Origin of the sequence: Nocardioides sp. YIM B13467, from assembly GCF_042788075.1 — a bacterium.
Taxonomy (GTDB): domain Bacteria; phylum Actinomycetota; class Actinomycetes; order Propionibacteriales; family Nocardioidaceae; genus Nocardioides.
The window spans coordinates 2,920,555-2,947,258 of the sequence record NZ_JBHZPJ010000046.1 but is presented as its reverse complement, the minus strand read 5'-3'; the positions used below and the strand labels follow the sequence as shown (position 1 = coordinate 2,947,258).

The 26,704-nt window shown below is 68.9% G+C and carries 29 protein-coding genes and 1 other RNA gene; 8 read left to right on the top strand and 22 right to left on the bottom strand.

The window, feature by feature from the left end; all coding sequences use genetic code 11:
• Positions 1-14 precede the first annotated feature (14 nt).
• The gene (locus ACFX43_RS21235; RefSeq protein ID WP_378834356.1) at positions 15-1,259 is read left to right on the top strand and encodes an MFS transporter; all 1,245 of its coding nucleotides are present in this window, start codon (positions 15-17) and stop codon (positions 1,257-1,259) included.
• Between the two features lie 4 nt (positions 1,260-1,263).
• Here ACFX43_RS21235 and ACFX43_RS21230 read toward each other — a convergent pair whose 3' ends face one another.
• Positions 1,264-1,866 (bottom strand): TetR/AcrR family transcriptional regulator, encoded by a 603-nt coding sequence (locus tag ACFX43_RS21230; RefSeq protein WP_378834351.1) that lies wholly within the window; start codon positions 1,864-1,866, stop codon positions 1,264-1,266.
• Between the two features lie 59 nt (positions 1,867-1,925).
• On the opposite strand from ACFX43_RS21230, the gene ACFX43_RS21225 reads away from it, so the two are divergent.
• From ACFX43_RS21225 to ACFX43_RS21215, 3 genes are read left to right on the top strand one after another with little or no spacing between them, the layout of a single operon-like run.
• Positions 1,926-2,873 (top strand): patatin-like phospholipase family protein, encoded by a 948-nt coding sequence (locus tag ACFX43_RS21225; protein WP_378834348.1) that lies wholly within the window; start codon positions 1,926-1,928, stop codon positions 2,871-2,873.
• Entirely contained in the window at positions 2,870-4,348 is a 1,479-nt protein-coding gene (locus ACFX43_RS21220) for a flavin-containing monooxygenase (RefSeq protein WP_378834342.1), read from the top strand. The genes ACFX43_RS21225 and ACFX43_RS21220 overlap by 4 nt, the downstream gene beginning before the upstream one ends.
• Complete coding sequence (locus ACFX43_RS21215; protein ID WP_378834338.1) at positions 4,345-4,479, top strand: hypothetical protein; 135 nt, start codon at positions 4,345-4,347, stop codon at positions 4,477-4,479. The genes ACFX43_RS21220 and ACFX43_RS21215 overlap by 4 nt, the downstream gene beginning before the upstream one ends.
• A 3-nt stretch (positions 4,480-4,482) precedes the next feature.
• Here ACFX43_RS21215 and ACFX43_RS21210 read toward each other — a convergent pair whose 3' ends face one another.
• Entirely contained in the window at positions 4,483-5,022 is a 540-nt protein-coding gene (locus ACFX43_RS21210; protein WP_378834336.1) for a DUF1697 domain-containing protein, read from the bottom strand.
• Between the two features lie 58 nt (positions 5,023-5,080).
• On the opposite strand from ACFX43_RS21210, the gene ACFX43_RS21205 reads away from it, so the two are divergent.
• Complete coding sequence (locus ACFX43_RS21205) at positions 5,081-5,572, top strand: MarR family winged helix-turn-helix transcriptional regulator (protein ID WP_378834333.1); 492 nt, start codon at positions 5,081-5,083, stop codon at positions 5,570-5,572.
• Here the strand turns inward: ACFX43_RS21205 and ACFX43_RS21200 are convergent.
• The 5 genes from ACFX43_RS21200 to ACFX43_RS21180 all read right to left on the bottom strand — a co-directional run bounded on the left by ACFX43_RS21200 (position 5,569) and on the right by ACFX43_RS21180 (position 9,801).
• Complete coding sequence (locus ACFX43_RS21200; RefSeq protein ID WP_378834330.1) at positions 5,569-6,300, bottom strand: copper homeostasis protein CutC; 732 nt, start codon at positions 6,298-6,300, stop codon at positions 5,569-5,571. The genes ACFX43_RS21205 and ACFX43_RS21200 overlap by 4 nt on opposite strands.
• A 145-nt stretch (positions 6,301-6,445) precedes the next feature.
• The gene (locus ACFX43_RS21195; protein ID WP_378834328.1) at positions 6,446-8,233 is read right to left on the bottom strand and encodes a DEAD/DEAH box helicase; all 1,788 of its coding nucleotides are present in this window, start codon (positions 8,231-8,233) and stop codon (positions 6,446-6,448) included.
• Positions 8,230-8,508: a DUF3039 domain-containing protein gene (locus tag ACFX43_RS21190; RefSeq protein ID WP_160024715.1), complete on the bottom strand. Its 279-nt coding sequence runs from the start codon at positions 8,506-8,508 to the stop codon at positions 8,230-8,232. Before ACFX43_RS21190 ends, ACFX43_RS21195 begins: the two co-directional genes overlap by 4 nt.
• A 21-nt stretch (positions 8,509-8,529) precedes the next feature.
• Positions 8,530-9,096, bottom strand: coding sequence for a YqgE/AlgH family protein (locus ACFX43_RS21185; RefSeq protein ID WP_378834325.1), 567 nt, complete (start codon positions 9,094-9,096; stop codon positions 8,530-8,532).
• A 174-nt stretch (positions 9,097-9,270) separates the two neighbouring features.
• Positions 9,271-9,801, bottom strand: a complete 531-nt coding sequence (locus ACFX43_RS21180; protein ID WP_378834322.1) for a hypothetical protein — start codon at positions 9,799-9,801, stop codon at positions 9,271-9,273.
• A 125-nt stretch (positions 9,802-9,926) separates the two neighbouring features.
• On the opposite strand from ACFX43_RS21180, the gene ACFX43_RS21175 reads away from it, so the two are divergent.
• Positions 9,927-10,616, top strand: a complete 690-nt coding sequence (locus ACFX43_RS21175; RefSeq protein WP_350664140.1) for a TetR/AcrR family transcriptional regulator — start codon at positions 9,927-9,929, stop codon at positions 10,614-10,616.
• An 18-nt stretch (positions 10,617-10,634) separates the two neighbouring features.
• On the opposite strand, the gene ACFX43_RS21170 is transcribed toward ACFX43_RS21175, so the two are convergent.
• From ACFX43_RS21170 to ACFX43_RS21140, 7 genes are all read right to left on the bottom strand, one after another.
• Positions 10,635-11,675 carry a DUF3048 domain-containing protein gene (locus tag ACFX43_RS21170; RefSeq protein ID WP_378834318.1) on the bottom strand — a complete coding sequence of 347 codons (1,041 nt, stop codon included), beginning with the start codon at positions 11,673-11,675 and terminating at the stop codon, positions 10,635-10,637.
• 99 nt (positions 11,676-11,774) lie between these two features.
• Entirely contained in the window at positions 11,775-12,542 is a 768-nt protein-coding gene (locus ACFX43_RS21165) for an SDR family NAD(P)-dependent oxidoreductase (protein WP_378834314.1), read from the bottom strand.
• Between the two features lie 107 nt (positions 12,543-12,649).
• Positions 12,650-13,801: a glycerophosphodiester phosphodiesterase gene (locus ACFX43_RS21160; RefSeq protein ID WP_378834309.1), complete on the bottom strand. Its 1,152-nt coding sequence runs from the start codon at positions 13,799-13,801 to the stop codon at positions 12,650-12,652.
• A gap of 76 nt (positions 13,802-13,877) precedes the next feature.
• The gene (locus ACFX43_RS21155) at positions 13,878-14,789 is read right to left on the bottom strand and encodes a glycerophosphodiester phosphodiesterase (RefSeq protein ID WP_378834307.1); all 912 of its coding nucleotides are present in this window, start codon (positions 14,787-14,789) and stop codon (positions 13,878-13,880) included.
• Positions 14,790-14,904: 115 nt separating this feature from the next.
• Complete coding sequence (locus tag ACFX43_RS21150; RefSeq protein WP_378834298.1) at positions 14,905-15,318, bottom strand: HIT family protein; 414 nt, start codon at positions 15,316-15,318, stop codon at positions 14,905-14,907.
• Entirely contained in the window at positions 15,315-16,142 is an 828-nt protein-coding gene (locus ACFX43_RS21145; RefSeq protein ID WP_378834294.1) for a hypothetical protein, read from the bottom strand. The genes ACFX43_RS21150 and ACFX43_RS21145 overlap by 4 nt, the downstream gene beginning before the upstream one ends.
• Positions 16,143-16,179: 37 nt before the next feature.
• Complete coding sequence (locus ACFX43_RS21140) at positions 16,180-17,061, bottom strand: phenylalanine 4-monooxygenase (protein WP_378834291.1); 882 nt, start codon at positions 17,059-17,061, stop codon at positions 16,180-16,182.
• Between the two features lie 69 nt (positions 17,062-17,130).
• Here ACFX43_RS21140 and ACFX43_RS21135 point away from each other — a divergent pair, with 69 nt between their 5' ends.
• Positions 17,131-18,858, top strand: coding sequence for a restriction endonuclease (locus ACFX43_RS21135; RefSeq protein WP_378834288.1), 1,728 nt, complete (start codon positions 17,131-17,133; stop codon positions 18,856-18,858).
• Between the two features lie 235 nt (positions 18,859-19,093).
• Here ACFX43_RS21135 and ssrA read toward each other — a convergent pair.
• The 5 genes from ssrA to ftsE all read right to left on the bottom strand — a co-directional run bounded on the left by ssrA (position 19,094) and on the right by ftsE (position 23,062).
• Positions 19,094-19,465, bottom strand: a transfer-messenger RNA (tmRNA) gene (gene ssrA, locus ACFX43_RS21130).
• Between the two features lie 94 nt (positions 19,466-19,559).
• Entirely contained in the window at positions 19,560-20,039 is a 480-nt protein-coding gene (gene smpB / locus ACFX43_RS21125; protein WP_378834283.1) for an SsrA-binding protein SmpB, read from the bottom strand.
• Between the two features lie 62 nt (positions 20,040-20,101).
• A complete protein-coding gene (locus tag ACFX43_RS21120) occupies positions 20,102-21,367 on the bottom strand; it encodes a murein hydrolase activator EnvC family protein (protein ID WP_378834278.1) in 1,266 nt (421 codons plus the stop codon).
• Between the two features lie 23 nt (positions 21,368-21,390).
• The gene (gene ftsX / locus ACFX43_RS21115) at positions 21,391-22,299 is read right to left on the bottom strand and encodes a permease-like cell division protein FtsX (RefSeq protein ID WP_378834274.1); all 909 of its coding nucleotides are present in this window, start codon (positions 22,297-22,299) and stop codon (positions 21,391-21,393) included.
• 73 nt (positions 22,300-22,372) lie between these two features.
• Entirely contained in the window at positions 22,373-23,062 is a 690-nt protein-coding gene (gene ftsE / locus ACFX43_RS21110) for a cell division ATP-binding protein FtsE (protein WP_008358693.1), read from the bottom strand.
• Between the two features lie 74 nt (positions 23,063-23,136).
• Between ftsE and ACFX43_RS21105 the strand changes: the two genes are divergently transcribed.
• Entirely contained in the window at positions 23,137-23,760 is a 624-nt protein-coding gene (locus ACFX43_RS21105) for a hypothetical protein (RefSeq protein ID WP_378834268.1), read from the top strand.
• A 94-nt stretch (positions 23,761-23,854) separates the two neighbouring features.
• Here the strand turns inward: ACFX43_RS21105 and ACFX43_RS21100 are convergent, their stop codons facing one another.
• From ACFX43_RS21100 to ACFX43_RS21090, 3 genes are all read right to left on the bottom strand, one after another.
• On the bottom strand, positions 23,855-24,640 hold the full coding sequence (locus ACFX43_RS21100) for an alpha/beta fold hydrolase (protein WP_378834265.1): 786 nt from the start codon (positions 24,638-24,640) through the stop codon (positions 23,855-23,857).
• Positions 24,641-24,644: 4 nt separating this feature from the next.
• The gene (gene prfB / locus ACFX43_RS21095) at positions 24,645-25,763 is read right to left on the bottom strand and encodes a peptide chain release factor 2 (RefSeq protein ID WP_378834262.1); all 1,119 of its coding nucleotides are present in this window, start codon (positions 25,761-25,763) and stop codon (positions 24,645-24,647) included.
• A gap of 122 nt (positions 25,764-25,885) precedes the next feature.
• Entirely contained in the window at positions 25,886-26,704 is an 819-nt protein-coding gene (locus ACFX43_RS21090) for a C40 family peptidase (protein ID WP_378834260.1), read from the bottom strand.

Below are 26,704 nucleotides of genomic sequence, written 5' to 3'. Positions count from 1 at the left end.
CTATTCTCTCTCGAATGGCTCGGATCTCGGCGACAGCCCCACTTCGCGAACCCCACTTCCGCTGGTTCTTCGCCTCGCGATCGATCAACCTGGTGGGCAACTTCATGGCGCCCGTCGCCCTGGCCTTCGCGGTCCTGGAGATCAGTGACGCGCCGATCGCGATCGGGGCCGTCCTCGCGGCCCGCACCATCCCGATGATCGTCTTCATGCTCATCGGCGGCGTGCTCGCCGACCGGATGGGCCGAGCCCGGATCCTGTTCGCCTCCAACCTGGTCTCGGGACTGAGCCAGGCGGTCATCGCCGTCCTCGTCATCACAGGTGTCGCCGAGCTGTGGCACCTGATCGCACTCGCCGCGCTCAACGGCATCGTCTCCGCCGCCGGCCTGCCCGCCCAGCAGGGGATCATCCCGCTCGTGGTGCCTCGCACCATGCTGCAGGAGGCCAACGTGCTGATGTCGCTGACCCGGGCGGTCGTCGCGGTCGCAGGTCCCGGCACCGCCGGCCTGCTCGTCCTCAGCGTCGGCGCGGGCTGGGCGCTCGCGCTCGACGCCGCCACCTGGATCATCGCGGCGCTGCTGTTGCTGCCGGTCAAGCTCAGCGGCTCGGTCGGCAAGGCCTCGGTCATCGGCGATCTGCGCACGGGGTGGGACTACTTCCGCTCGACGAGCTGGCTGTGGCTCTGCGTCGGCGCCGCGACCATGCTCAACGCCCTCTACGAGGGCGGGCTGCTCACGCTCGGCCCGCAGCGGGCCGATGGCTCGACGCTGGGTGCGGGCGGCTGGGGCCTGATCCTGACCTTCCAGGGGATCGGCGTGCTCGCCGCGACGCTCGTGCTGATGAAGGTCCGGCTCGAGCGGCCGCTGTTCTACGGCATGATCGGCATGGCCCTGTTCGGGCTGCCGATCGCCGCTCTCGGGTTCTCCACCGATCTCGCCGTGCTGCTGCCCGCGGCCGCCCTCTCCGGCGCCGGCATCCAGGTCTTCAGTCTCGGCTGGCAGCTCTCGATGCAGGAGAACGTCCCGACCGAACTGCTCTCCCGCGCCTCTTCCTACGACCAGCTCGGCACCTATATCGCCATCCCCGTCGGGCAGCTTGCGATGGGACCGCTGGCCGCTGCGTACGGGATCGAAAACATGCTCGCGATCGCCGGCATCGCCTATGTGGTGATCTCGCTGGCGACGCTGCTGAGCCCGGCCGTGCGCGGCCTGAACCGGGTTCCTTTCCCGGCCCCCGGGCGCAACGGCGCTCCGGCCCACTAGGGCACTACGACGCAGGCGTCGCGCTCTCCAGCAGCGAGCGCAGCAGGTCGACCAGGCTGGTGACCGAGAGGTCGGGGTCGAACGCACGCTGGACACCGAGCCCGATGCCGAGGGAGAGCAGCTGGACAGCGGCGTCCTCGGCCGGTGAGGCCAGTGTGAGGCCGAGGTCGGCGGCCTGCCGCTCGATGAGGCCGGCGATGGCCGCGGTGAGCTCGCGGCGCCGGTCGGCGAGCTGCTGACTCACCCCGGGGACGCGGCGCGTGCTGGTCGCGAACTCGACTTCGAGCGCGGTCCAGCCGACGTCGCCGATGTTGGCCTCGGCCCACGCCGCGAAGGCGTCGATCCGGCCCTCGACGGTGTCGACGCCGCTGACGGCGTCCGCCAGCGACTGGGCCCGCTCCCGATGGATCACGTCGAGCACGGCCAAGCCGAGCTCGTGCTTGGTCGAGAAGTTCGAGTAGACCGCGCCCTTCGAGAAGCCCGCCGCGGTGGCGACCTTGTCGAGCGAGGTCGCGTTGTAGCCGTCGGAGAGGAACAGCCGGTGCGCGGTCGCGATGAGTCGCTCACGCGTCTGCGCGTGCGACTCCTTGCGCGTGATCCGGCCCATGGGTCAGATCTTACCAGTTCGGGCTACCGCCGGTATTCAAATACCGTTAGTATCCGAATATGACCCCACGACGCGCACTGGCCATCGGCTGCGGCGGCACCCTCGGCTTCGCCTGGACGGCTGTGGCCCTCCGCGCCCTCGAGGAGGCGCTGGACTGGGACGTCCGCACGGCCGACGTCCTCGTCGGCACCTCCGCGGGCTCGGAGATCGTCGCGACCCTCGGGTCCGGCCGTACGCCGCAGGACCTGCTCGACGCTCTCGACGGGACACCGGGCGCCGACCCCGTCCTGGCGGCCCACGTCGCTGCCCATCCCGGCACGGCGCCACCGGTGCCGGCTCCCGCGCTGCCCGCCCTCGGCCTGGTCCGCCCCGGCCTCTGCCGCCGCTCGCCCTACAGCGCGCTGGCCGGCCTGCTCCCCCGCGGCCGCGGCGACGCCGGCTGGCTGAGGGCGTACGGCGACGCGCTGGCCGGCCCCGACGGCTGGGTCGACCACCCCGCGACCTGGCTGGTCGCGGCGGACGCGGCCACCGGCACCCGGGTGGCGTTCGGCTCCGCGGACGCCCCCTCGGCCACCCTGGGCGCGGCGGTCGCGGCTTCCTGGGCGATCCCCGGCTGGTTCCCGCCGGTCGAGATCGCGGGGCGTCGCTACGTCGACGGCGGTGCGGTCTCCTCCGTCTCGGCCGACCTCCTCCTCGGCCAGGCGGTCGACGAGGTCGTCGTGGTCGCCCCGATGACCACCGAGGGCGGCGTCCCAGCGCGTGGCGTCCACCGGATCGAACGCCTGCTGCGCTCCCAGATGACCGCCGTGCTCGACCGCGAGGTCGTCCGGCTCCGAAAGGCCGGCGTACGCGTCGTCCGGGTGGAGCCCGGGCCTGCGGAGCTGGCCGCGATGGGCCCGAACTTCATGGACCTCGGCCGCCGCGAGGCCACTCTCGCCGCGGCCCGCCGACACGTCCCCGACCGGGTCGCTATCGCGATCTCGTCCAATGAAGGAGCAACCGCATGAGCCACCACGAGGTCGTCGTCATCGGTGCCGGCATCTCCGGCATCGCGGCCGCGATCAAGCTGCGCGAGGCGGGCGTCGAGGACGTCGTCATCCTCGAGAAGGCCGACACCTACGGCGGCACCTGGCGGGCCAACACCTATCCGGGGTGCGCGTGCGACGTACCGTCCAACCTCTACTCGTTCTCATTCGCGCCCAACAGCGACTGGTCACGGGTCTACGGCAACCAGCCGGAGATCCTCGCCTACATCGACGGCGTGGCCCGGGATCGCGGCCTCGAGGACATCACCCGGTTCGGGGTCGAGGTCCGCGGCGCGACCTGGAACGCCGAGGCCGCCGGGTGGCACCTGGACACCAGCGACGGCGAGATCACCACCCGCTTCCTGGTCGCCGCCGCCGGACCGTGGAACGAGCCGAAGATCCCGGACCTTCCCGGTCTGGCCGACTTCCCCGGCGAGGTCTGGCACTCGGCCCGGTGGAACCACGACGTCGACCTCGACGGCAAGCGGGTGGCCGTGATCGGCACCGGGGCGTCGGCGGTCCAGTTCGTACCCGAGGTCCAGAAGCAGGTCTCCGCCCTGCACCTCTTCCAGCGCACCGCCCACTGGGTGCTGCCCAAGGTCGACCATCCGGTGCCGGACGCGGAGAAGTGGGTGAAACACCACGTGCCGTTCTTCGAGAAGGCGCTCGGGGCGGTCGAGTACGCCGCCATGGAGGCCGTCGGCATCGCCTTCCGCCGCCCGCAGCCGCTGATGCAGGGCCTGCAGCAGGTCGGCCGGGCCTACCTGCGCGCCGCAGTCCGGGACAAGGAGCTACGGGCGAAGCTGACGCCCGACTACCTGCTCGGCTGCAAGCGGATCCTCTTCTCCAACAACTACCTCCAGTCGCTGACGAAGCCGAACGTCGAGGTGCACGCGACCGGCGTCGCCCGGGTCGAGGGCGCGACCGTGATCGGCACCGACGGCAGCGCGGCGGAGGTCGACGCGATCATCCTCGGCACCGGCTTCCACATCCTCGACATGCCGGTCGCCGACCTGATCCGTGGAGCGGACGGCCGTACGCTCGCCGAGCACTGGGCCGGCTCCCCCGAGGCCTACCAGGGCACCTCGGTCTCAGGCTTCCCCAACGCGTTCGTGGTGCTCGGCCCGAGCCTCGGCACCGGTCACGGCTCGGCCTTCGCCGTCGCCGAGTCGCAGGTGGCGATGATCACCGAGGCCATCACGACCGCCCGCGCACATGGCTGGGCGGAGCTCGACGTCAGTCCGCGGGCCCAGGCCGCGTACGTCGCGGACGTGCAGGCCGCGCTCGCCGGCACCGCCTACAGCGGCGCGTCCTGCCACAGCTACTTCATCGACGCCAACGGGCGCAACAGCTTCTCCTGGCCGTGGTCCACCGGCGAGCTGGTCCGCCGGATCAGCCGCTTCGACCCGGCCGACTTCGAGATCACGGTCAAGGAGACCGAGGAGGTCAGCGCATGACCCGCTGTCCCAGGATCGGCCTCGCCGCCAACAGCGCCCCGCTCGTCCTCGAGCGGGTGATGCGGCTGATCCGCCGCGCCGTCCACGACGACGTACGCCGTGCCTACCTCGACCGCATCGAGACCCAGTAGACCTCAGGCCCACTTGTCGGCGAGCGTGCGGATCACGTTGATGTTGCGGTTGGTGCTGATGGCGATGTGGCGCTCGACGACGGCATTGGTGATCTTCGTCTGCTGGAAGCTCTCGGTGAGCAGGTGCACGGCGCGGCCGATGACATAGACCCGCTCGCCCTCCCCCGCCCGAGCGACCAGAGCGTCCCGGGACCCGGAGTCGGTGAGCTCCTTGCACAGGAACACGAACTGCTTGCCCTCGTGCCCCATCCCGACCGCCGCGGCGTCGTTGGCGATCACCTTCAGCTCAGCAGGCGTCACGCAGATCGTGGGAACCTCGAAAAAGCGGTCAGCCGCGAAGGCCTCCTCCAGGATCGCCTCCATCTCGGTCCGGTCGCCGACCGGGTGGTCGAAGCGTACGTTGCCTGTGTTGATGTAGGTCTCGACGTCGGTTCCGCCCGCCCTCACCACGGCGGCGGAGATCGCCTGTTTCGGGAATTTCCGGGTCGCACCGAGGTTGATGGCGCGCAGGAACGCGATCCAGGTGTGCCGTTCCGTAGTCATTCTCAGATAGTCTCCACCCGTTCACCGCGCCGCAACCCCCAACTCTGGATTCCGATCGATGCCTTCACAGCAGCTGCTTCCCTCGGAAGCCCCGACCGCCTCGGGCTCCGCTTCGGCGACGCCCACGGCCTCGGCGAAGACCCTGGACCTCTCCAGCGACCTCGTCGTCTACGCGGCTCGGCTCATGCGCCTGGTCCGCCGGGCGCTCGACCTTCCGGCCAGCGTCCGGGTCCTCACGATCCTCGACGCCATCGGACCGCTCGGCATCACCGACCTGGCCCGCGCCGACGGCTGCTCGCAGCCGACCATGTCGGCCCAGATCGCCCAGCTGGTGGAGACCGGCCTGGTCAGCAAGGAGCCCAACCCAGCCGACGCGCGGGCGAGCCTGGTGACCCTCACCGACGCCGGCCGCGCCGACCTCGCCGACGTACGTGAGCGCATCTCCCACCTCATCGCCGAGCGGCTGGAGTCGCATCACCGCACCCAGGCCGATCTCGAGGGCGCCGTGGCGCTGCTGCGCGACCTGGTCGAGGGCGACTCCCCGGCCTAGGCCAAGGCGGCGGCCGCTGCGGCGATCACGTCGGCATCGGTCGCCCAGTGCCCACCGTCGTCGGCGACTCCCAGCGCCACCCGGCCGGACGTGACGACCCGTCGCTTGGCGGAGAGATGCACACCCTCGACGCCGAGCGCCGCGAGCGCCTCGATCGCGTCGACGGTCACGCCACCTCCGGCCAGTACGTCCGGTCCGCCGATCGCGACCATCTCGGCGAGAGTCGCGGCCCCTGCCGCGGCGGCCGGCGCGCCACCTGAGGTCAGCACCCGGTCGACCACGCCGTCCAGCGCCCGGATCGCCGCGACCGGGTCCGCGCTGAGATCGATCGCCCGGTGGAACGTCACCGTCGCCTCGTACGCAGCGGCAGCATCCGCCAGCGCCCGGACCAGCTCCACGTCGGGCTCCCCGTGCGGGGTGAGCGCGCCGATCACGATCCCGTCGGCTCCGGCCTCCAGGACCGTCTCGACCTCGCGTCGCAGGAGGTCGCGCTCCTCGTCGGAGTAGACGAACCCGCCGGGCCGGGGCCGGACGAGCACGTGGACGCCCTGCCAGCCGTCATCGGCGTCGACGCCACCGACCTCGTCGAGGGCTCCCTCGACCAACCCCTGCGACGGCGTGACGCCACCGACCTCGAGGGCAGAGCAGAGCTCGACCCGGTTCGCCCCGCCCGCACGCGCGGCGAGCGCGCCTGCCACCGACGTCACGGCGATCTCCAGCGCTGTCATCGCGTTCTCACGACAGACAGTGTGCCCGACTCCTCGACCCTCCCGCCGAGTCGGCTCATCCTGACCAGTTCCGACGCCGAGTCGGCTCGTCTTGACGAGCCGACTCGGCGGGAATTTCGGTCAGGACGGGCCGACTCGCCGAAGATCAGGCCGAGCCGCGCGCGGCCCAGTCGCGCAGGGTGTCGATGCGGGCCTTGAGCTGGTCGGCGTTGGCGACCGCGGCGGGCGGGCCGCCGCACTCCTTGCGGAGCCTGTTGTGGGTGACCCCGTGGGGCGTCTTGGTGCGGTGGTGCCAGGCGGCGACCAGGCCGTTGAGCTCGCGGCGGAGCACGGCGAGCTGCTCGTGGGCGGCGACCGCGGCCACGGGCTCGTCGGCCGCGACCGGCGCCGAGGCCGACGCGGACTTCTGCTTGCGCGCCCGGTCGCTCTGCCGCTGTTGGAGCACGGTCCTCATCTGGTCGGCGTCGAGCAGCCCGGGGATGCCGAGGAAGTCCATCTCCTCCTCGGAGCCGACGTGCACCTCGCCGGAGTGGCCGAACTCGCCGCCGTCGAAGAGCACCCGGTCGAAGCGCGCCTCGGAGCCCATCGCCTCCCAGGCCCCCAGCTCCTCCTCGGATGCGCCCTCCTCGGCGTTGGCCGCGGCCATCAGCGCGTCCTCGGCGGCGAAGATGTCATCCTCGCTGGTGACCTTCTTGCCGAGCACATGGTCGCGCTGCAGCTCCAGCTCCGAGGCGAAGCCGAGCAGGTTCGGGACCGACGGCAGGAAGACGGAGGCGGTCTCGCCCCGCGTACGAGCACGTACGAAGCGACCCACCGCCTGCGCGAAGAAGAGCGGCGTCGAGGTGGTGGTCGCGTAGACCCCGACCGCGAGCCGGGGCACGTCGACACCCTCGGAGACCATCCGGACCGCGACCATCCAGCGGTCGTCGGACTCGGAGAACTTGGCGATCTTCTTCGAGCCGGCCTTCTCGTCGGAGAGCACCACTGTTGCGCTCTGCCCGGTGATGGTCTTCAGCGTCTTGGCGTAGGAGCGCGCCGAGTCCTGGTCGGTCGCGATGACGAGCCCGCCCGCGTCCGGAACGTGGCGCCGCACCTCGGTCAGGCGCTTGTCTGCGGCCGCGAGCACGGATGGGATCCATGATCCGGCCGGGTCGAGCGCGGTCCGCAGCGCCTGCGAGGTCAGGTCCTTGGTCAACGGCTCGCCGAGGTGGGCGGCGATCTCGTCGCCGGCCCGGGTGCGCCACTGCATCTGCCCGGAGTAGGCCATGAACAGCACCGGCCGGACGACGTGGTCGCGCAGCGCCTCGGCGTAGCCGTAGGTGTAGTCGGCCGCCGAGCGCGGGATCCCGTCCTCGCCGGGTGCGTAGGTGACGAACGGGATCGGGTTGGTGTCGGAGCGGAACGGCGTGCCGGTCAGCGCCAGCCGCCGTGCGGCCGGCTCGAAGGCCTCCCGGACTCCCTCGCCCCACGAGAGCGCGTCGCCGGCGTGGTGCACCTCGTCGAGGATCACCAGCGTCTTGAACCGCTCGGTGCGGATCCGCATCGCGAGCGGGTTGACCGCCACCCCGGCGTACGTCACCGCGATCCCGACATAGTCGGCCGAAGTCTTGCCCTGCCCGGCCGAGTAGGTCGGGTCGATCGCGATCCCGGCCCGCGCGGCCGCCTCGGCCCACTGGACCTTGAGGTGCTCGGTGGGCGCGACGATGGTGACCCGGTCGATCAGCCTGCGGCCGAGGAGTTCGGCGGCGACGGTCAGCGCGAAGGTCGTCTTCCCGGCGCCGGGCGTCGCGACGGCGAGATAGTCACGGGGCTGTTCGGACAGGTATTTGGACAGCGCCTCCTGCTGCCAAGCGCGCAGCTTGGTCGCAGTTCCCCAAGCAGCCTTGTTGGGCCACGCGGGTGTGAGTGCGCCAGGAAGATCGGCGCGACTCACTCGTCGTCGCCCTCGCCACCGCTAGGCGGCATCCCCTCGAAGATCTCCTTGCAGTCGGGGCAGACCGGGAACTTGGACCCGTCGCGGCTCGGCACCCACACCTTGCCGCACAGCGCGACCACGGGCGTGCCCATGACCATCGCCTCGGTCAGCTTGTCCTTCTCCACGTAGTGGGAGTAGCGGTCGTGGTCACCCTCCTCGGTGGGGACGTCCTGCTCGCGGATGTCCTCCCGTTCCTTGACGGCTTCTTTCGTGCCGAATCCCAGGATGCCCATGCCCCCAACCTTACTAGCCCGCTAATTCAGTTCGGGGTCGGGCGGTCGCGTGGCGTGGAAGGCCAGCTCACCGGGCTGGCGCCGGAGCACCGCTGCCCACATCGAGCTCACGTCGTCGAGGAAGGAGTCGTACGGCTCGCCGTCGACGACATACCAGGACCCTTCGTCGACCTCACCCTGGAGCTGAGCCGCGCCCCAGCCGGCGTATCCGGCGAAGATGCGCAGCCGCGACAAGGTGCCGTCGACCAGCTCGACGGGCGTGTCGAGGTCGAGCAGCCCGAGGCGGCCCACCACGGGCCGAAAGCCCAGCGGTGGGTCGTCGGAGTCGACCAGCAGCGCGACCGCGATCGCGGAGTCCTTGCTCACCGGGCCACCCTGGAAGAGGACGTCGGGATCGGCGACGGAGGTCGCCCACGGGTGCAGCACCTCGGCGACCGGCACGGGCGAGGGACGGTTCAGCACCACGCCGAGCGCGCCTTCGTCGTTGACCTCGATCAAGAGCACCACGGTGTCGACGAAGTTGGGATCACGAAGCTCCGGGGTGGCTACCAGCAGCCGCCCGGCGCGTACGTCCTTCTGCTCCGTCATGACGCCATGATCGCACCACCTCGGTCACGCCACCCGCAACAAGAAACCAACAATCCACGCCGATCGGAACGAGACAGGAAAGGCCCCGGGGCCGGCACTTAGGGAGGTGCGGAGGGAGTCCGCGGAGGGAGCGCACCGGCACCCGGGGCCTGGTCAGGCGGCCCGTAGGTGACTTCAGGCTGCCGAGCGGACCGCTCGGAACATGTCGACGAGGCCGGCGAAGGGCCCCCGCTCGACGACCTCGACGGCCGGTACGTACTCGGCACGGGCACGCGCCTCGATCATGGAGCCGAGACGGACGCACTCGGCGTCGGCGAAGGCGCCGCGGCCGGCCATGACCGCGAGGGTCAGGTGCTCCTTGGCCTGCGACTTGGCGAGCGCGGTGGCCATCGCCTCGTCGACGGGAAGCGCGTGATAGCGATCGAGGACCGTGCGGATGCCGGGCAGGTCGTCGGCGGCGCCGTGCCAGGCCCGGACGACGGCGTCCTCGAGGTCCATCGGCTGGGCGGCGAGCTCGCTCTCGATGCGGCCCGACAGACGGGTGTGCCAGCGCAGCTGCAGGGCGGCGAGCAGGTCGAGCTCGTCGGTGAAGGTTTCGGTGACGCCGGGAAGGTCCATGGGCAGCAGACCGTCTCGACGCTCGTCGATGACGGCGACCACGCCGCGGAGGATCTCCCCGCGCTTGTGATGGCTGGTCCAGCTCATTTGTCGGCTCCTTGCGGAAGGTGAGCACTCACATACCGTGAGTACGTACCTATAGTATTGGACATACCGACGGTATGGCCAACACCTGGGACGGTGATTCCGAACACGGCCGTTAGAGTGGACGAGTGGCAAAGTCGTCCGTGAGCAAGCTCGTCCCCAAGGTTCCTCCGCTTCCGTCGGTGCCGGGGATGTCACGGAGGCAGCAGTTCTCCGCCTCGACCAAGAAGACGCTCGTCGAGGTCGCCGAGAGACTCTTCACCGAGCACGGCTACGCGAGCACCTCGTTGGACGCCATCGTGGCCGGAGCCGAGGTCACCAAGGGCGCGCTCTACCACCACTTCAGCGGCAAGCAGGCGCTCTACGAGGTCGTCTTCGAGAAGGTCGAGGCCGCCACCGCGCAGAGCATCGACGCCGCCATGCGCGAGACGAAGGACCCCTGGGAGCAGGCCCGGGCCGGGCTGCGTACGTTCCTGGAGGCCGTCCAGCAGCCCACCTACCGCCGCATCGTCGTGCAGGAGGGGCCCGCTGTCCTCGGCTACCAGCGCTACCGCGAGCAGGAGGAACGCTCCACCTTCACCGTCGTCGAGGACATCGTCGCCGCCGTCCTGCGGGCCGGTGACCGGACCGTCGACGACGAGATGGTCGCGACCTTCGCCCGGCTCTTCTTCGGCGCGATGTCGGCGGCCGGCGAGTCCGTCACCGAGGCCAGCGATCCCGAGGACGCGGCCGAGCGCATCGAGCTGGCCGTGACCTACCTGCTGACCGGGGTCCAGACCCTGGCGAAGCAGGGCGTCAAGGTCGAGGACATGCGCTGAGAGCCCGATCTCTGGGCACTACTTGACGATCACGCCACCGGGCTCGACCTGGCCGTTGCCCTTCGGGATCAGGTCCAGCCAGACCTTGCCCGGCGGGATCTCGATCGCGGCGCCGCTGGCGTCGGTGAACGTCACCGCACCCTTCTCGCCCTTCTTGACCCAGGTCGCCTCGACGATCTGGCCGGCGCGCATGATCCACGCCTTGCCCCGGCCGGTGAAGTGGGAGACCGGCACGATCGCGCCGCCCGGGTCCTTGTAGGGGGCGATGGTGGTCTTGGTCTGCGCGACCACGACGGTGTCGGCGAGGAACTGGCCGCTCTTGGACATGTAGTTGTTCTGCAGGCGGTACTTGCCGCCCTTGAAGACCCAGTTGTCCGTGCGCGCCTGGGAGAACTTCACGTCGACAGCCTTGGCGGGCTTGCCACCGGTCAGCTCGGTGGTCGCGTCGCCCCAGGGCATGAAGTCGCCGGGCCGCTTCGCCTTGCCGTCCTTCGCGGCCGCGTTGCCGGCCTTCGCGACCTTGCCGACCACGCTGTGCAGGAAGTCGTGGGGCTTGCTGGTGTCGCGTACGACGTAGGGGGTGGACATGTCGATCCACGAGATGTCGTGCTTCTTCAGCTGCGCGAAGGTGTACGGCGCCGCGCCGCTGGTCATGATCTTGGCGTTGATCGGCGCGGCGATCCCCGCGTCGGTCGCCCGCATCGAGCGGACCGGACCGGCCTCCTTCGGAAGCTGGGAGTAGTACGCGACGGCCAACCGGGTCACGCCACCCTCGACCAGCTCCTGGACGACCATGTCCGCCTTGGCGAGACCGTACTGCGGGTCGCTGGCCGCGGTGTTGTCGATCTTGACGATGTAGGCGGGGTGCTTGCGTGCGGCGGTCTGCCCCTCGGGGAGCTCGACGCCCGTCAGCGGCTCGTGGTCGGGCTCAGCGGGTGCGGACGGCGACGGCTTCGCGTCCGTCGGCTCCTCCGAGGACCCACAGCCGGTCAGGACCAGACCCGCGGCGGTCAGCGTCGCCGCTGCTCGCAGGAGGAACCCCGGGCGGGACGTACGCATCATCAATCTCCATCTGAATCGGCTCAGTACCAAGACGAGTGTCAGACGGTAATCGTTGCGGTCAACCGGCCCGCGCCCGGGGTTCCTTCTTCGAAGGACTCAGGCGACGGTGGCGCCACCATCGACATAGAGGGTCTGGCCGGTGATGTAGGAGGCCTCGTCGCTGGCCAGGAAGGCCGCGGCGGCGGCGATGTCGGCGGGCTCGCCGACGCGCTTGACCGGGTTGGCGTCGGCCGAGAGCTTGCGGAACTCGTCCACGTCGAGCCCGAGGCGGGCCGCGGTCTGGTCGGTCATCTCGGTGGCGATGAATCCCGGCGCGATGGCGTTCACGTTGACGCCGAACGGGCCGAGCTCGAGCGCGAGGGTGCGGGTGAAGCCCTGCACGCCCATCTTGGCGGCCGAGTAGTTCGCCTGGCCGCGGTTGCCCAGGGCCGAGGTGGAGGAGACGTTGATGATCTTGCCGTACTTCTGCTTCACGAAGACCGCCTGCGCGGCCTTCGACATCAGGAAGTGGCCCTTGAGGTGGACGTTCATGACCAGGTCCCAGTCGTCCTCGGTCATCTTGAAGAGCAGGTTGTCGCGGGTGATGCCGGCGTTGTTCATCAGGATGTGCAGGCCGCCGAGCTCCTCGACGACGCGGGCGACCGCGGCCTCGGTGTCCTCTGCCTTGGCGACGTTGGCGCCGATGCCGACCGACTTGGCACCCTCGGCCAGCGGAAGCTTGGCGGCGGCCTCTGCGGCGGCGGCCTCGTCGAGGTCGATGATCGCGACCGAGGCACCCTCCTCGGCGAAACGCGTGGCGACTCCGAAACCGATCCCGCGCGCTGCACCGGTGATGACTGCGACGCGTCCGTCGAAACGACCCATGACTCAAACTCCTTTGGTTGTGACCGGGCCCACGAACACGTGCGGCCCCCGCCGACAATAGCGAGGGCCGTACGTCATGTCGCGAGGTGTCTACTGATTGGTAGGTTCTACCGATTCTTCAGCCAGGCGTCCCGCGCGGCGACGCCCAGGTCGGGGTGGTCGGTGAAGAACGCGTCGACACCGGCGTCGAGGTAGGGACCGACCTCGCAGGCCAGGTCGCCGATCGCGATCGGGTCGGTGCCCTTGCGGCACTCGACCGGGAGGTTCTTGTTCTCGGCGCGCATGGTCCAGATGACTGTCGGCAGCCCGACGCGCTCGGCGCGGGCGGCGAGGTCGGTCGGCTCACCCAGGGTGCCATCCGCGTTGCGCGGGATGAAGTAGTACTTGTAGGGCGCCACCTGGTCGGCGTACCTCTTGATGCCTCGCAGACCCCTGTCGGTGACCAGGTAGTCGTTGGTCACGCCGGTCCCGGCAACCACCTGGTCGTAGGGCGCGCCGCCGAAGTCGATCAGCTGCACCAGCGGCGTGCCGACCATGCGGTTGAGGTCCTTGAGGTTGCTGACCTCGAAGGACTGGATGACCGCCGCGGCGCGCTTTCCACCGAGGCCGTGGCGCTTGAGGCTCTTCGCGAGCGGCTCCTCCAGCGAGAGACCGATGGAGTCGAAGTACGTCGGGTGCTTGGTCTCCGGGGCGACGCCGATGGTGCGGCCGGTCTCGGCCTCCTTGGCATCGACCAGGTCGAGCACCTCGTCCAAGGTCGGCACCTCGAAGAGGCCGTTGTACGCGGTGTTGGCCGGGCGGTCGCCCGGGATGCGCTCCTTGGCGCGCAGCGTCTTCAGCTCGGCGAGGGTGAAGTCCTCGGTGAACCAGCCGGTCAGCGCCTTGCCATCGATCGTCTTGGTCGTCTTCCGCGCCGCGAACTCGGGGCGGTCGGCGACGTCGGTCGTGCCGGAGATCTCGTTCTCGTGGCGGGCGACGAGCACGCCGTCCTTGGTCGAGACCACGTCGGGCTCGATGAAGTCGGCACCCTGCTGGATGGCCAGGTCGTACGCCGCCAGGGTGTGCTCGGGCCGGTAGCCGGAGGCACCGCGGTGACCGAAGACGATCGGGTCGGCGTGCTTGTGCTTGGCCGCCTGGACGGCGGTCGTGGCGGTGGCCGTCGCGGAGGCGGGGTGCGAGACCAGAACGGTCCCGGCGGCGAGCGCCGCGGCGGCGGCAAGCGCGAGAGTACGCATGCGAGTGGGGTTCAGCGTGATCATGCCCAGATCACACCGGCCCCGGGAGTCTCCGGGGCCGGTGTGCGGTGAACGCGGCGTGACGATCTGCCGAAGCGACTCAGGCGGCATCGCCCAAGTCCAGGGACGGCGTACGCCGCCCTGCGATCACTTCACGGAGCACGTCGGGGTTGTTGGTGATGATGCCGTCGACACCACGGTCCAGGACGGAGCTCATCGTGGCGGCGTCGTTGACCGTCCAGGAGTGGATGTGCATCCCGAGCGCGTGCACCCGGGCGACGTAGCCCGCGTCGAAGGAGCCGAAGTGCGGGTTTATCTGGTCGGCCCAGGTATAGCTGTCCAGATCGGCGTAGGCCGGGGTGCCGAGCAGGCCGACCGGCACCTCGGGCTGGATGCTCTTGTAGGTCTTCATCGAGTCGAAGTCGAAGCTCTGCACGGCGAGGCGGCCGGCGGCGACCGCGGCGGCCACGTAGCCGGGGAACGAGTCGAACTCGGCCGCGACCTTCTTCTCGATGCCCGGGTAGAGCCCCGGCGACTTGAGCTCCATCAGGATCCCGGACCGCGTCGGCCGCACCTGCTCGACCATCTCCCTCAGCGTCGGCACCGGCTCGCCGGCGTACTTCTCGCCGAACCAGGAGCCGGCGTCCAGCGTCTTGATCTCGGCGAGGGTGAAGTCCTGGACGTTCCACGGCGAGCGGCCGGGGAAGCGCTGCTCGACGTCGGTGGTGCGCGACAAGGTGGTGTCGTGCATCAGCACGAGCTCGCCGTCCTTGGTGGCCTGCACGTCCGACTCGATCCAGTCGGCTCGCTGCTCGATGCCTGCGGCGAAGGCCGCGAGGGTGTTCTCGGGTGCGTACGCGCTCGCCCCACGGTGAGCGGTGACGGTGATGTCGTCGGCCCGGTTGGCCTCGACGGCGTTGACCGCCACCGGAACGATCATCGTGCCTGCTGCCAGCGCGACGCCGGCCAATGCTGAGGTGAAGGTTTTGGACGCGACGGACGACAGCGACATTGCGCACTCCCCGGATCAGTGGACAACAACTGATCTCGAGTGAATCGGTCGCCGCCGACCTTGCCTCGACGCCTTGATGGCCGAAGCCGTACGCCTCGGTGAACTCAGCCCGGAGTCAGCCCAGCACGGCACGCAGCCGGTCGGCGTACTCCTTCTGCTCGCCCTCGCCGTATTTGTGGCGGGGCCAGAAGAAGCCCTTGAGGCCGTCCCCACGGGTGCGGGGGACGACGTGCAGGTGGAGGTGTGGGACCGACTGGCTGACCACGTTGTTGACCGCGACGAAGCTGCCCTGGGCGCCGAGCCCGTCCACGACCGCGGCGGCCAGGCGCTGGGCGTTGGCGACGAAGCGTTCGTGCAGGTCAGGCGGGAGATCGAGCAGCGTCGCGAGATGCTGCCTGGGCACCATCAGGATGTGGCCCTTCTGCACCGGCCGATGATCGAGGAACGCCAGGAAGCCCTCGTCCTCGAAGACCACCTCGGCCGCCAGCTCACCGGCGACGACGTCGCAGAAGACACAGCTCACGCTCACGACTCATCTCCCCACGAGAGCGTCGCGACCACGAGGTCGACGGTCGGCAGGGCCAAGTCGGCGAGGTCGGGGTGCGGGAAGGAGTAGATCAGCCGCGACTCGTAGAGCCGGTCGGGCGAGGCCACCCACCGCTCCCCCACGGTCGTCGTCTCGGCCTGCAGCGGGTGCCGTACCACGCCGAACGGAGCCGGCCGGCTCAGCGCGACGGCCAGCCCAGCCGGGCGCCGCCCGACCCGCTGCAGCCAGTAGGCCAGGAACGCGGCGCCCTGCTCGACGGCCGCATCCTTGGCGGCAGCCATCCACCGTGTCCAGTCGGGCTGCTCGACCCTGGACCGCTGCACCTTCGGGAGGACCTTGGCGGCCAGGTCGGCGAGCTGGTAGTCGCGTACGTCCTCGTCGGACATGTCCACGACGTACCACTCCTGCGCCTTCGGCAGCCGCAGGTCGACGTGCGGCTTGGGGCCGATCGCCTTGAGCACGTCCTTGATGCCCGCCCGGAACCGGTTCGGCCCGGCCGGGTCGAAGGTGACGTACGCGATCTCCTCGATGTTGGCGGTCAGGAACTCCCGCAGCCCGTCGGCATTGCGCAGCTGCGCGCGCCGGCGGGTGTCCTCGGCGAGGAAGGTCTCCAGCGCCTCCTGGGAGGAGAAGAGCATCGCCTCGTACGGTGGCCGGTTGCCGCGATCCCCGGGAAAGACCCTGATCCGGGCCTCGTCGAGCTGGGGAACGACAACCTGCCCCGTACGCAGCGCGGCACCGACCGCGTCGGCGTCGGCGGCGGCGAGCGCCACCTCCAGCGCGCGGTTGCGGTAGCCATCGATCATCTTCCGAGGCTAACGCCTCGGAACTGGTCGAAACGGTCTAGACGGCGCCGAGACGCTGTGGCGTGTCGTCGTCGCAGGTCGCGAAGAAGTTGCCGACCTCGTCGACCATGTGACTGAACGACTCCGCCGCGAAGAGCACCGGCTGGTAGTGGGTGATGTCGTAGTCGACCGTCGCCATCTGGGCGAAGTCGAGCGGACGCACCTCCACCTCGTGCATCTCCTCGATCTCGCCGTAGGAGGAGAGCAGCCCTGCCCCGTAGGCCTTGATGTCACCGTCCTCGTACAGCACGCCGAACTCGATCGTGAACCAGAAGACGTCGGCGACGACCTGGAGCGCCTCCCTGGTCTGGACGCGACGCGCGGCGGCGCCGGCCAGGCGCTTGACCTCGGCGACCTGAGGGTCGGCGAGGAGGTTCCCGTGGCCGATCACCTCGTGGATGATGTCGGGCTCAGGGGTGTAGAGCGGCACGGCGTGGTGACGCAGGTACTGCGTCGAGTGGAACTGCCCGTCGGCCAGGCTCCCGTAGAACTCCTCCAGCGGGACGATCCCCGCGGCCGGGACGTACTCGAAGCCGGTCAGCGGCTTCAGTCCGGCGCTGACCTCGTCGAGCTGCGGCACCCGGTCCTGCGGGAGGTTGAGAGCCTCCACGGCCGCGATGTAGTTGCGGCAGGCGTACTTCGCGTGCAGCGGTGCGATCTCACGGCACACCGTGCGCCAGATCTCGTTCTCCGTCTCGGTGTAGTCGATCCGGGGCACTGCGTCCCCCGGCTTCCAACCCAGCGCCGCGGCAGCGATCTCGCTCCGCCGTGCCCGGTAGTCCTGGTCTGCGAACCCGGGGTGGTTGTCCCCCAGATGCACCTCGACCTGCCCATCCTCGCCCACGGTGACGGGTGAGTAGAGCTGTCCTTCCTCGAACATCCTTACCTCCATGTGACGTACGCCTCACAACCCTATCGCGCACGCAAGAGAAGTCATCCCGCCAGGGAGATGAACAACCGGAAGTCTTCCGATCTGACGGGTGAACTTCGGGAACTCACTATCCCGGAAGCGCTGCGTCGCTACTCTGAAATGACCGATGGGATTACCAGATCTCGGGAGTCGATAGTGGCAAGCAACCAGGGTGGGCGCGCCGAGCGCGAGCGACTGAACCAGCGTGCCGAGCAAGAGGCGATCCGCTGGAAGAGGCAGCAGGATCGCGAGGCGGAGAAGGCTGCGCGCGAGCGCGATCGAGCGGAGAAGCAGGCGGCTCGCGAGCAGGCCGAGCTCCATGTTCAGCAGCAACTGACCGAGGCAGCGTCGCGCACGCGTGCAGTTCAGGTGCGCGTCGACGAGCTGAGCAAACTACTCGCCAACGGGGTGAAAGACACCGGCCCGACCGGATTCGAGAGCCTTCGGCGCACGTATGTGCCGACGCAGTTCGCCCCACCAGTCGAGTTGGGGACGCCCGCACCTCCACCACAGTGGACGCAGTACGAGCCATCTGCGCCGACCGGTTTCGGCAAGCTGTTCAGGAGCGCGCACGAGCAGAAGGTGGCCGATGCGCGAACCGAGTTCGCCGCGGCACAAGAAGCTCATCAGGGGAACGAGGCCTCACGGAAAGAGGCCTTGGCCGATGCTCATGCGAAGCACGCCCGCGCCGAGGAACAACGCCAGCGCGACGTACGGAAGCACAACGCCGAGGTCCATGAGCTCGAGCAGTTGGTGCTTGCCGGCGCAGCTGACGCGGTTGAGAAGTATGTACGCCCACAACTGGACACCGTCCCACTGCCCGACGGGCTGCCGGACAGGGTAGAGGTGGCATACCTCCCCGAGAATCGCCGCTTGCTGATCAATCGTGACCTGCCGAGCTTCGAGGTCATCCCTCCAGAGCGGGAGTTCAACTACGTGAAGTCTCGCGACGAGATCACCTCGAAGCTTCGACCCGACAAGGAGATCCGTGGGCTTTACGCGAATCTCGTTGCCCAGCTCGCGTTGCTCACGATGCACGAGGCATTTCGACTGATGCCGCCCGAGATCCTCAATGAGGTCTCGATCAACGGTCATGTCTCAACCAAGAACAAAGCAACTGGCCAGCCGGAACATCCCTGCCTAGTGAGCGTCATCACCACCCGCGACCAGTTCCAGGAGCTCATTCTCGACGAACTCGACCCTGCGTTGTGTCTGAGGCATCTCAACGCACTGGTCTCACAGCATCCCTGGGACCTGGAACCGGTTCGCCCCATCTTCGATCCCGATCTGTCCAAGTACAAGATCGCTGACGTCCAGGACGCTGCAACTCCGCTCGACTCGCGACCTGTGCTCGTCGAGATGCCTCCGTACGAGTTCGAGCACCTCGTCAAGCGTCTCTTCGAAGCCAGAGGGCTCAAGTCCTGGGTGACCCAGGCGAGTCGAGACGACGGCGTGGACGCGATCGCCGTCAACGAGGATCCGATCATGGGCGGCGTCTGTGTCATCCAGGCCAAGCGCTATCGCAACACAGTGCCCATGGACGCCGTACGTGCATTGGCCGGCACGATGGACGACAAACGAGCGGCTCGTGGAGTCGTGGTGACGACATCGGGGTTCGGACCAGACGCTCACGCCTACGCAGCCCGCCACGGTCGGATCCAGCTCATCGAAGGCCCTGAGCTTCTGCACCTTCTCAAGGAGCACCTGGACCTGGTTGCACTCCTGGGTGACGTCAAGGTCAGACGGCGTTCACGCCGCGGAACATGAGTGAAGTAGCCCGCGGCCACATCACACCCAGATCCGTTCACTTACGCCCAACCACCCTAGGAGTGCCAGTCACGTTTGGTGTGACTGGCACTCCTAGGGTTCGCCACCGCGCGCACAACACCACTACGCGGAACTAAGGGGGTGCGGGGGATCTCCCCCGCCGCGACGCGGAGCGTCGCCCGTAAATGACAAACCGACGTGGCCCTCCGATGGAGGGCACACGTCGGCCAAAGGTTTGTGGAGCTGCGGGGAATCGAACCCCGGTCCTCGAGCGCCGTGCCAGGTCTTCTCCGGGTGCAGTCTGTGGGTGGCGTTCTCTCATCCCCGGGGCTCGACGCAGACACGTCCCCGACAGGCTCAGCCGACTAGATGTCCCTCATGCCCCGTCGGCATGTGCATGAGGTTGAGTCTCCTAGATGACGCCTGGATCCGAGCCGGAGACGGATACTCGGTCAGACGCTTCGATCACCGCGTCAGGCGGCGAGAGCGAAGGAACTGCGCTTAGCGTTGGCAGTTATTGGTTTCCAGCGATCGTTTACGAGATGACGCTGGCTCCTCGACCCGCTTCCCCTGGGAGCAACGTCCCAAGTCGAAACCGATCAGCCCCTTTTGAGTTTTCAACGCCTGCAACCAGGCAACAGGACAACACTACAGTCCCCTGCGAACATTCCCCACTCGGTTATTTCCTCGCAGGAAGGCGGTCAGCCCTTCATCCCCTTGAGCTTGCGGCCGACCTCGACCTCGGCCTCGCGCTTGGCCGTACGCTCGGCGATGGTGTTGCGCTTGTCCCACGACTTCTTGCCCTTGGCGACGCCGATCTCGACCTTGGCGCGGCCGTCGAGGAAGTAGAGGGCGAGGGGGACGACGGTGAGGCCCTTCTCGGAGACCTTGCGCTCGATCTTGTCGATCTCGGCACGGTGCAGGAGGAGCTTGCGCTTGCGACGGGCGGAGTGGTTGGTCCAGGTGCCGTTGAGGTATTCGGGGATGTGGATCCCGTGGATCCAGGCCTCGCCACGGTCGATGTCGACGAAGCCGTCGACCAGGGAGGCGCGACCCTCACGCAGCGACTTCACCTCGGTGCCCTGCAGGACCATGCCGGCCTCGTAGGTGTCCTCGATGTGGTAGTCGTGCCGCGCCTTCTTGTTCTGCGCGATCATCTTGCGCCCCTGCTCCTTCGCCATTCCTCCATTCTCTCAGGCGCAAGGTCATGACCGCGAAACGTTTAGCCGTCAGCCGCCCGAACTCAGCCGAGCAGCGGCATCGGGTCGACCGGAGTGCCGTCGCGCAGGATCGTGAAGTGCAGGTGGCAGCCCGTGGACCAGCCGGTGGTCCCGGCGTACGCCACGGTCTCACCGCGCCCGACGGACCCTGAGGTCCTCGCGTAGCTCGAGATGTGGTTGTAGACGGCGGTGTAGGAGTGCCCGTTGACCTTGCCGAGATACAGGTGCAGGCGGTTGCCCCACACGCTGGAGTACGAGGTCGAGATGATCTGCCCCGAGTCGACGGCGAGCAGCGGGCGGCCGCAGGGTGCGGAGAAGTCGGTGCCGTTGTGCAGCGAGACGTAGCCGTAGATCGGGTGCTTGCGGATGCCGTAGGGCGAGGTGACGTAGGTGTCGGTCACCGGCGGCCCGAAGAGCCCGCCGACCGACCCGACGTTGCGGTCGGAGCCGGAGCCCGCCGAGGCGAGCGACCGGATCTTCGTACGCAGCGCCGACTCCTCGGCCTCGAGCTTGCGCAGCTCGGCGGCGTCCGCCGCCCGGGCAGCCTCGGCCGACTGCTTCGCGGTGGCTGCCTGGTCGGCCAGCGTGGACATCTCGGCGTGGGCCGCGGCGGCCTGGTCCCGGAGCGAGTCGACCTCGGCGACCAGCTGCCGGGCCTTCTTCTCCTTGGCCGCGATCGCGTCGGTCGCCTCCTGCACCTCGCCCTCACGGACGACGAGCATCGTCTCGGTCGCCTCCATCCGCTGGAGGGTGGCGTCCTGGCCCGCGGAAGCCGCGTCGACGTACGTCTGCTGGCGCATCAGGTCCTCGAGGGAGCCTCCGGAGAGCAGGGCCGCCGCCTGGGCGAGCTGCGGGTCTCCCCCGGTGAACCGGGTCAGGATCGCGTCGCGCATCTCCTCGCGCTGCACCTTCACCTCGGCCTGGCCCTCGGCGAGCTCCCGCTTCGCCTCGGCGAGCAGCAGCTTCTGCTCGGCGAGCTCTGCCTCGAGCTTGTCGTGCGCGGCCTGCACCTCGACCAGCTTGGCGTTGAGCTCATCGAGACGGGTCTGGGCCTGGTCGAGCTTCTTCCGGGCCGCGGCGTACGTCGCCGACGCCTTGCGCAGGCCGGCGCTGGAGTGCTCGAGATCCTCGGCGGCGGCCTTCTGGTCTTGCTGGACCTCGCGCTGCTCCTGCTCGAGGCGGTCCTTCTCGTCGGCGGAGGAGGGAAGGGTGGGCGAGAGCAGCACGGCAGCCACCACGGCGCAGCAGAGCACAGCGGCGAGCGAACCGGCACGGGGGAAGGCGTGCACGGCTCGACGGTAGGGGATCCGGATCAGACCTTGATGTATTTGCGGGTGAGCAGGAGTGTCGGGACGAGCGTCAGCAGGATGCCGAGGATCGCGACGACCGCGAAGGAGCTGAAGAACTCCTCCCAGCCGACCCACTGGGTCACCGCGGTGGACGAGAGCCGCTGCTCGACGCCGAAGTACATCACCGCAGCCAGCGCGATCCCGGACAGCCCGATCCCGACCAGGGCCACCACGAGCGACTCCAGGAGGAACGGCAGCGCGATGTAGAGGGTCGAGGCACCGACCAGTCGCATGATCCCGATCTCACGGCGGCGGGCGAACGCTGCCAGCCGGATGGTGTTGGCGACCAGCAGCAGCGCCGCGATCACCAGCACGATCGCGCCGACCAGCGCCGCGCTCTGCAGCCCGTCGACGGCGGCGAGGATGGGACCGGTGACCTCGTGGACGTCTCCGACGTGGTCGATGCCGTCCAGGCCGGCGACCGCCTCGATGATCTCGGCGGAGTGGTGCGGGTCGGTCATCGTGACCCAGTAGGACTCCCACATGTCGCTGGACTTGACCACCGGGTCGGGACCGCTGACGCCTTCGACGTCGAGAGCCTGCAGCCGCTCGTAGGCCTGCTCCTGGCTCTCCTCCTCGATCTTGTCGACGTACCTGTTGTCGTCGAGGGCGTCGGTGATGACCTTCTTCTGGCTGTCGTCGACGGCGCCCGCGCACTGCGGGTTACGGTCGTTGGCGCCGTTGCACATGTAGAAGGTGATCTGCAGCTCGTCGCCCCAGACCTCCTCGGTCAGCTGGGCCTGCTCACGCAGCAGCAGGCCGACGCCGGCGAGGGTGAGCGAGACGAGCAGCGTCAGGGCCACCGCGACGTGCATCGACAGGTTGCGGCGTAGCCCCTGGCGGAGCTCGGTGAATACATAGCGCAGCTGCATGGCGGGTCGAGGAACCTTTTCTGGGTTGTGGAACCTGGTCGAAGGCGAGGGTGCCGGCTCAGAAGCCGAAGCCTCAGAACTGGGCTCCGTAGCCGCCCTGGACCTGGTCGCGTACGAGGTGGCCGTGCTCGAGCTCGATGACGCGCTTGCGCATCTGGTCGACCATCTGGACGTCGTGGGTCGCCATCACGATCGTGGTGCCGGACCGGTTGATGCGGTCGAGCAGGCGCATGATGCCGACGGTGTTGCCGGGGTCGAGGTTTCCGGTCGGCTCGTCGGCGATCAGGATCATCGGCCGGTTGATGAACGCGCGGGCGACGGCCACGCGCTGCTGCTCACCACCGGAGAGCTCGTCGGGCATCCGGTCGCCCTTGCCGTCGAGACCGACCAGCTCGAGCGTCTCCGGGACGCGCTCCCGGATCTCGCGGTTGGAGTGACCGGTCACCTGCATCGCGAAGGCGACGTTCTCGGCGACGTTCTTGTTGGCCAGGAGGCGGAAGTCCTGGAAGATCGTGCCGACCTGGCGGCGCAGCCGCGGCACCTTCCAGCCGGCAAGCCGGTTGATCTCCTTGCCGGCGACGTAGACCCGGCCGGTGGTCGGGCGCTGCTCGCGCAGCATCAGCTTGAGCGCCGTCGACTTCCCCGAGCCGGACTGGCCCACGAGGAAGACGAACTCCCCCTTCTGGATGTCGATCGAAAGGCTGTTGAGGGCGGGGCGCGCCTGCCCTGGGTAGGCCTTGCTGACCTTCTCGAAGCGGATCACCGCACCGAGGGTAGTGCAACGGTGGTGGGCTCAGCACTTCGGCTCGGAGATACCTGCCCCTGTACTCTGACGGCGTGCGCTCTGCAGTCCGGATCCTCATCGGTGCCGTAGTCCTCACCGCGATCGCGGTCGGGGTCGGCGTACTCACCCTGAAAGACGACGAGCCCGAGGTCGCCGAGGTGAAGGGCGACCTGAGCACCACGGACACGACCACGATGCACGTACGCCGCGGCGCGTTCTGTGACCGCGTCGCGACCGAGGACGCGACCGAGGCCCTTGGCGGCGCCGCCGCCGAGAAGAAGGCCTACGGCGACGGCGACCAGACCGCCATCTCGGGCGAGGTCAACGACGTCGCGCAGGAGTACGGCTGCATCTGGACCGGGCCGGAGAACTCGGCCACCTCGGCGCGGGCCTGGGTCTTCGCGCCGCCGGTCACCCTGGACTGGGCCACGCAGATGACCAAGAGCGTGCCCAAGGGCTGCAAGGCCGCGTCGACCCCTGCGTACGGGAAGCCGTCGGTCGCCCTCACCTGCACCGACGCGAAGAAGCAGACGAAGGTGGTCCACCGCGGCCTCTTCGGCGACGCCTGGCTCTCCTGCGAGCTCACCGGCAAGGCCGGCGAGGCGCCCGCGACGGTCCAGAAGCGCGCCTCCCGCTGGTGCCTGGTGACCCTCACCGCGGCCGCTGCTGACGCCTGAGGTTCTCGATCGAGACCCGGTCCCGGCGCGTCGTTTGCACCGACCTAAAGTCGAGTGCTTTAATCGACTTAGTCGCTCGGGTCGGGTAGGCACCTCACCGGGCGGCGTGCGCCGCCGCGGGCACTGAGTCAGAGCAGAGCCGGCTGGCGAGAGCGGGTGGGGTCCTTAGGGATGGGGATCCCACCCGCGACGCGAGCCAGGCCAGGACGGTCTCGGCGAACTCGGCGGGCTGGTTGCGATGCACGAAGTGGCCGACGTCGAAGTGGACGAGGTCGGCCTGCGGAATCCGCTGGGCGACCTTCTCCAGGTCCGACCGCGGGATGTGGCTGTTGCCGCCACCGGCCACGATCAGGGTCGGCATGGGCAGCAGCTCGAGCTGCTCCCACATCCACGCGTCGTACATCGTCGCCTCGACCAGCAGGGACGCGATGCACTCCCAGTCGTGGGGCATCGGCCGCGCCGGGCGCCCGGGCGACCTGCGCCGGCGCGGCGCGGGTGGCACCACGTCCTCGATGATCAGCCGGGAGACCAGGTCGGGCCGGTGCATCGCGACCAGGAGGGCGACGTTGCCGCCGGTCGAGTGCCCGACGACCACGGCACCCGAGATCCCGAGCGCGTCCATCGCCACGATGACGTCGTCGGCGATGAGCCGGTGGGAGTACTCCGAGGCCCAGTCCGAGTCCCCGTGTCCACGCATGTCGAAGGCATGCACCCGGTGGGCGGTCGCGAACGGCGGCACCACACCCTGCCACCGCTTCGCACTGCCTCCGAGCTCGTGCAACAGCACCATCGGCACCCCGTCCTCAGGGCCGTAGGCGTCATAGACGTACGCCGCCCCGCGGCCCGGGAGTGGAAGCCTGGTGCGCGTCAGCGCAACCATCAGGTCAGTTCTGTTCGGCCTTCTCGGCGCCACGGCGCCACCGGATGCCGGCCTCGAGGAACCCGTCGATGTCACCGTCGAAGACCGCCTGCGGGTTGCCGGTCTCGTAGGTCGTACGCAGGTCCTTGACGATCTGGTACGGGTTGAGCACGTAGTTGCGCATCTGGTCGCCCCACGAGGCGGCGACGTCACCCTTGAGGTCCTTGAGGTGGGCCTCCTCCTCGGCCTTCTTCAGCGCGAGGAGCTTGGCCTTGAGGACGATCATCGCGGCGGCCTTGTTCTGCAGCTGCGACTTCTCGTTCTGGCAGGAGACCACGGTGCCGGTCGGGATGTGGGTCAGCCGGACCGCGGAGTCGGTGGTGTTGACCGACTGGCCACCCGGCCCCGAGGAGCGGTAGACGTCGACCTTGATCTCGTTCTCGTCGAGCTCGATCTCGTCGGTCTGCTCCAGCACAGGCACGACCTCGACCGCGGCGAAGGAGGTCTGGCGGCGGCCCTGGTTGTCGAAGGGGCTGATCCGCACCAGACGGTGGGTGCCGGCCTCGACGGAGAGGGTGCCGTAGGCGTAGGGAGCGTGGATCGCGAAGGTGGCGGACTTGAGCCCGGCCTCCTCGGCGTAGGAGGTGTCGAAGACCTCCACCGGGTACTTGTTGCGCTCGGCCCAGCGGACGTACATCCGCATCAGCATCTCGGCGAAGTCGGCGGCGTCGACGCCACCGGCGCCGGAGCGGATCGTCACCAGGGCCTCGCGGGCGTCGTACTCCCCCGAGAGCAGGGTGCGGATCTCCAGGCTCTCGACGGCCTTCTTGACCCGGCTCAGCTCGGCCTCGGACTCGGCGAGCGAGTCGGCGTCGCCCTCCTCCTGGGCCATCTCGACCATCAGGCCGAGGTCCTCGATGCGGGTGCGGAGCTCGGTGAACTTGTTGAGCTCGCCCTGCAGCAGGGAGAGACGTCCGGTGACGCGGGTGGCGTTGTCCTGATCGTCCCAGAGGTCGGGCGCGGCGACCTGCTCGCCGAGGTCGGCGATCTCCTTGCGCATCGCGTCCAGGTCCAGCACCTGGCCGATGGTCTGCATCGTTGCCTGGAGCTGCTTGATCTCGGTGTCGAATTCGGGGCCTGCCACGTCTTACAGGTTACTTGACGCGTGGTGCCGCACCCGATTCGCCGACCCTCAAATATGCGCTCGCCCTCCGGTAGGGGAACCGGAGGGCGAGCGCCAGGGGGATATATGGGCCCCGAGAAATCTCAGGCCTGGTGAGTCGAGCCGGCGAACCAGCCGTCCCAGGCAGCCTCTTCACGAACGGACGCGCCCGGCTTGGGGGCGTGCAGCATGATCGCCTGGCCATTCTCCCAGCGCAGGAAGATGCCCACGTGGTAGACGGGGCTGCCCCAGAACATCAGGTCGCCACGCTGGATCTGGTCGTTCGGGATCGTCGGCAGCGCAGCGGCCTGGTCCCGTGAGACCCGGGGAAGCTCGATGCCGGCGGCACTGAAGGCGTACTGCGTCAGGCCGGAGCAGTCGAACGAGCTCGGACCGGTGGCACCCCAGACGTACGGGTCGCCGATCTGCTCCGAAGCGACACTGATCGCCCGCTCGATCTTGCCCTCCTGGCTCGCGGCGTAGGCCTTCGCCTCAGCCTCTGCCTTCTTCTTCGCCTCCGCGGCCTTCTTGGCGGCGATCGCTGCCTTGCGCTTCGCCTCGGCGGCCTTGCGGGCTGCCTCGGCCTTGCGCTCCTGCACTTCGACAGCCCTCTCGAGCTGCTTGATGTCGGTGAGCATCGCCGCGGGGGTGGCCGAGGCCTCCAGCGTCGGAGCCTCCACCACCTTGGCCGGCTCGACGGTCGACTCGACGGAGGTGGTGGTGTCGTGGGAGACCGGCGCGGCATTGGCGGCGGGGACCGCCACCAGGGCACCGGCGGCGATACCGCTGGCGAGTGTGATGCGGCCGACGAGCTTGCCGTGGCCACTGAGAGATCCTGCGATCGTCCGGGCGATCGAGACGTTCGGCGACCGGAACGGGCGGGGCGCGCCTCGATGGGCAGGATGAGATACGGACTTGGACAT

Excerpts from the sequence above, each read along its gene's own strand:
- ACFX43_RS21135 (WP_378834288.1), top strand. The coding sequence starts at position 17,131 with ATGAACAACCGGAAGTCTTCCGATCTGACGGGTGAACTTCGGGAACTC.
- ACFX43_RS21145 (WP_378834294.1), bottom strand. The coding sequence starts at position 16,142 with ATGATCGATGGCTACCGCAACCGCGCGCTGGAGGTGGCGCTCGCCGCC.
- ACFX43_RS21180 (WP_378834322.1), bottom strand. The coding sequence starts at position 9,801 with ATGAGCTGGACCAGCCATCACAAGCGCGGGGAGATCCTCCGCGGCGTG.
- ACFX43_RS21165 (WP_378834314.1), bottom strand. The coding sequence starts at position 12,542 with ATGGGTCGTTTCGACGGACGCGTCGCAGTCATCACCGGTGCAGCGCGC.
- ACFX43_RS21200 (WP_378834330.1), bottom strand. The coding sequence starts at position 6,300 with ATGACAGCGCTGGAGATCGCCGTGACGTCGGTGGCAGGCGCGCTCGCC.
- ACFX43_RS21225 (WP_378834348.1), top strand. The coding sequence starts at position 1,926 with ATGACCCCACGACGCGCACTGGCCATCGGCTGCGGCGGCACCCTCGGC.
- ACFX43_RS21185 (WP_378834325.1), bottom strand. The coding sequence starts at position 9,096 with ATGACGGAGCAGAAGGACGTACGCGCCGGGCGGCTGCTGGTAGCCACC.
- ACFX43_RS21220 (WP_378834342.1), top strand. The coding sequence starts at position 2,870 with ATGAGCCACCACGAGGTCGTCGTCATCGGTGCCGGCATCTCCGGCATC.
- ACFX43_RS21235 (WP_378834356.1), top strand. The coding sequence starts at position 15 with ATGGCTCGGATCTCGGCGACAGCCCCACTTCGCGAACCCCACTTCCGC.
- ACFX43_RS21100 (WP_378834265.1), bottom strand. The coding sequence starts at position 24,640 with ATGGTTGCGCTGACGCGCACCAGGCTTCCACTCCCGGGCCGCGGGGCG.
- ftsX (WP_378834274.1), bottom strand. The coding sequence starts at position 22,299 with ATGCAGCTGCGCTATGTATTCACCGAGCTCCGCCAGGGGCTACGCCGC.
- ACFX43_RS21170 (WP_378834318.1), bottom strand. The coding sequence starts at position 11,675 with ATGCGTACGTCCCGCCCGGGGTTCCTCCTGCGAGCAGCGGCGACGCTG.
- ACFX43_RS21210 (WP_378834336.1), bottom strand. The coding sequence starts at position 5,022 with ATGACTACGGAACGGCACACCTGGATCGCGTTCCTGCGCGCCATCAAC.
- ACFX43_RS21215 (WP_378834338.1), top strand. The coding sequence starts at position 4,345 with ATGACCCGCTGTCCCAGGATCGGCCTCGCCGCCAACAGCGCCCCGCTC.
- ACFX43_RS21230 (WP_378834351.1), bottom strand. The coding sequence starts at position 1,866 with ATGGGCCGGATCACGCGCAAGGAGTCGCACGCGCAGACGCGTGAGCGA.
- ACFX43_RS21155 (WP_378834307.1), bottom strand. The coding sequence starts at position 14,789 with ATGTCGCTGTCGTCCGTCGCGTCCAAAACCTTCACCTCAGCATTGGCC.
- ACFX43_RS21090 (WP_378834260.1), bottom strand. The coding sequence starts at position 26,704 with ATGTCCAAGTCCGTATCTCATCCTGCCCATCGAGGCGCGCCCCGCCCG.
- ACFX43_RS21190 (WP_160024715.1), bottom strand. The coding sequence starts at position 8,508 with ATGGGCATCCTGGGATTCGGCACGAAAGAAGCCGTCAAGGAACGGGAG.
- smpB (WP_378834283.1), bottom strand. The coding sequence starts at position 20,039 with ATGGCGAAGGAGCAGGGGCGCAAGATGATCGCGCAGAACAAGAAGGCG.
- ACFX43_RS21205 (WP_378834333.1), top strand. The coding sequence starts at position 5,081 with ATGCCTTCACAGCAGCTGCTTCCCTCGGAAGCCCCGACCGCCTCGGGC.
- ACFX43_RS21160 (WP_378834309.1), bottom strand. The coding sequence starts at position 13,801 with ATGATCACGCTGAACCCCACTCGCATGCGTACTCTCGCGCTTGCCGCC.
- ACFX43_RS21140 (WP_378834291.1), bottom strand. The coding sequence starts at position 17,061 with ATGTTCGAGGAAGGACAGCTCTACTCACCCGTCACCGTGGGCGAGGAT.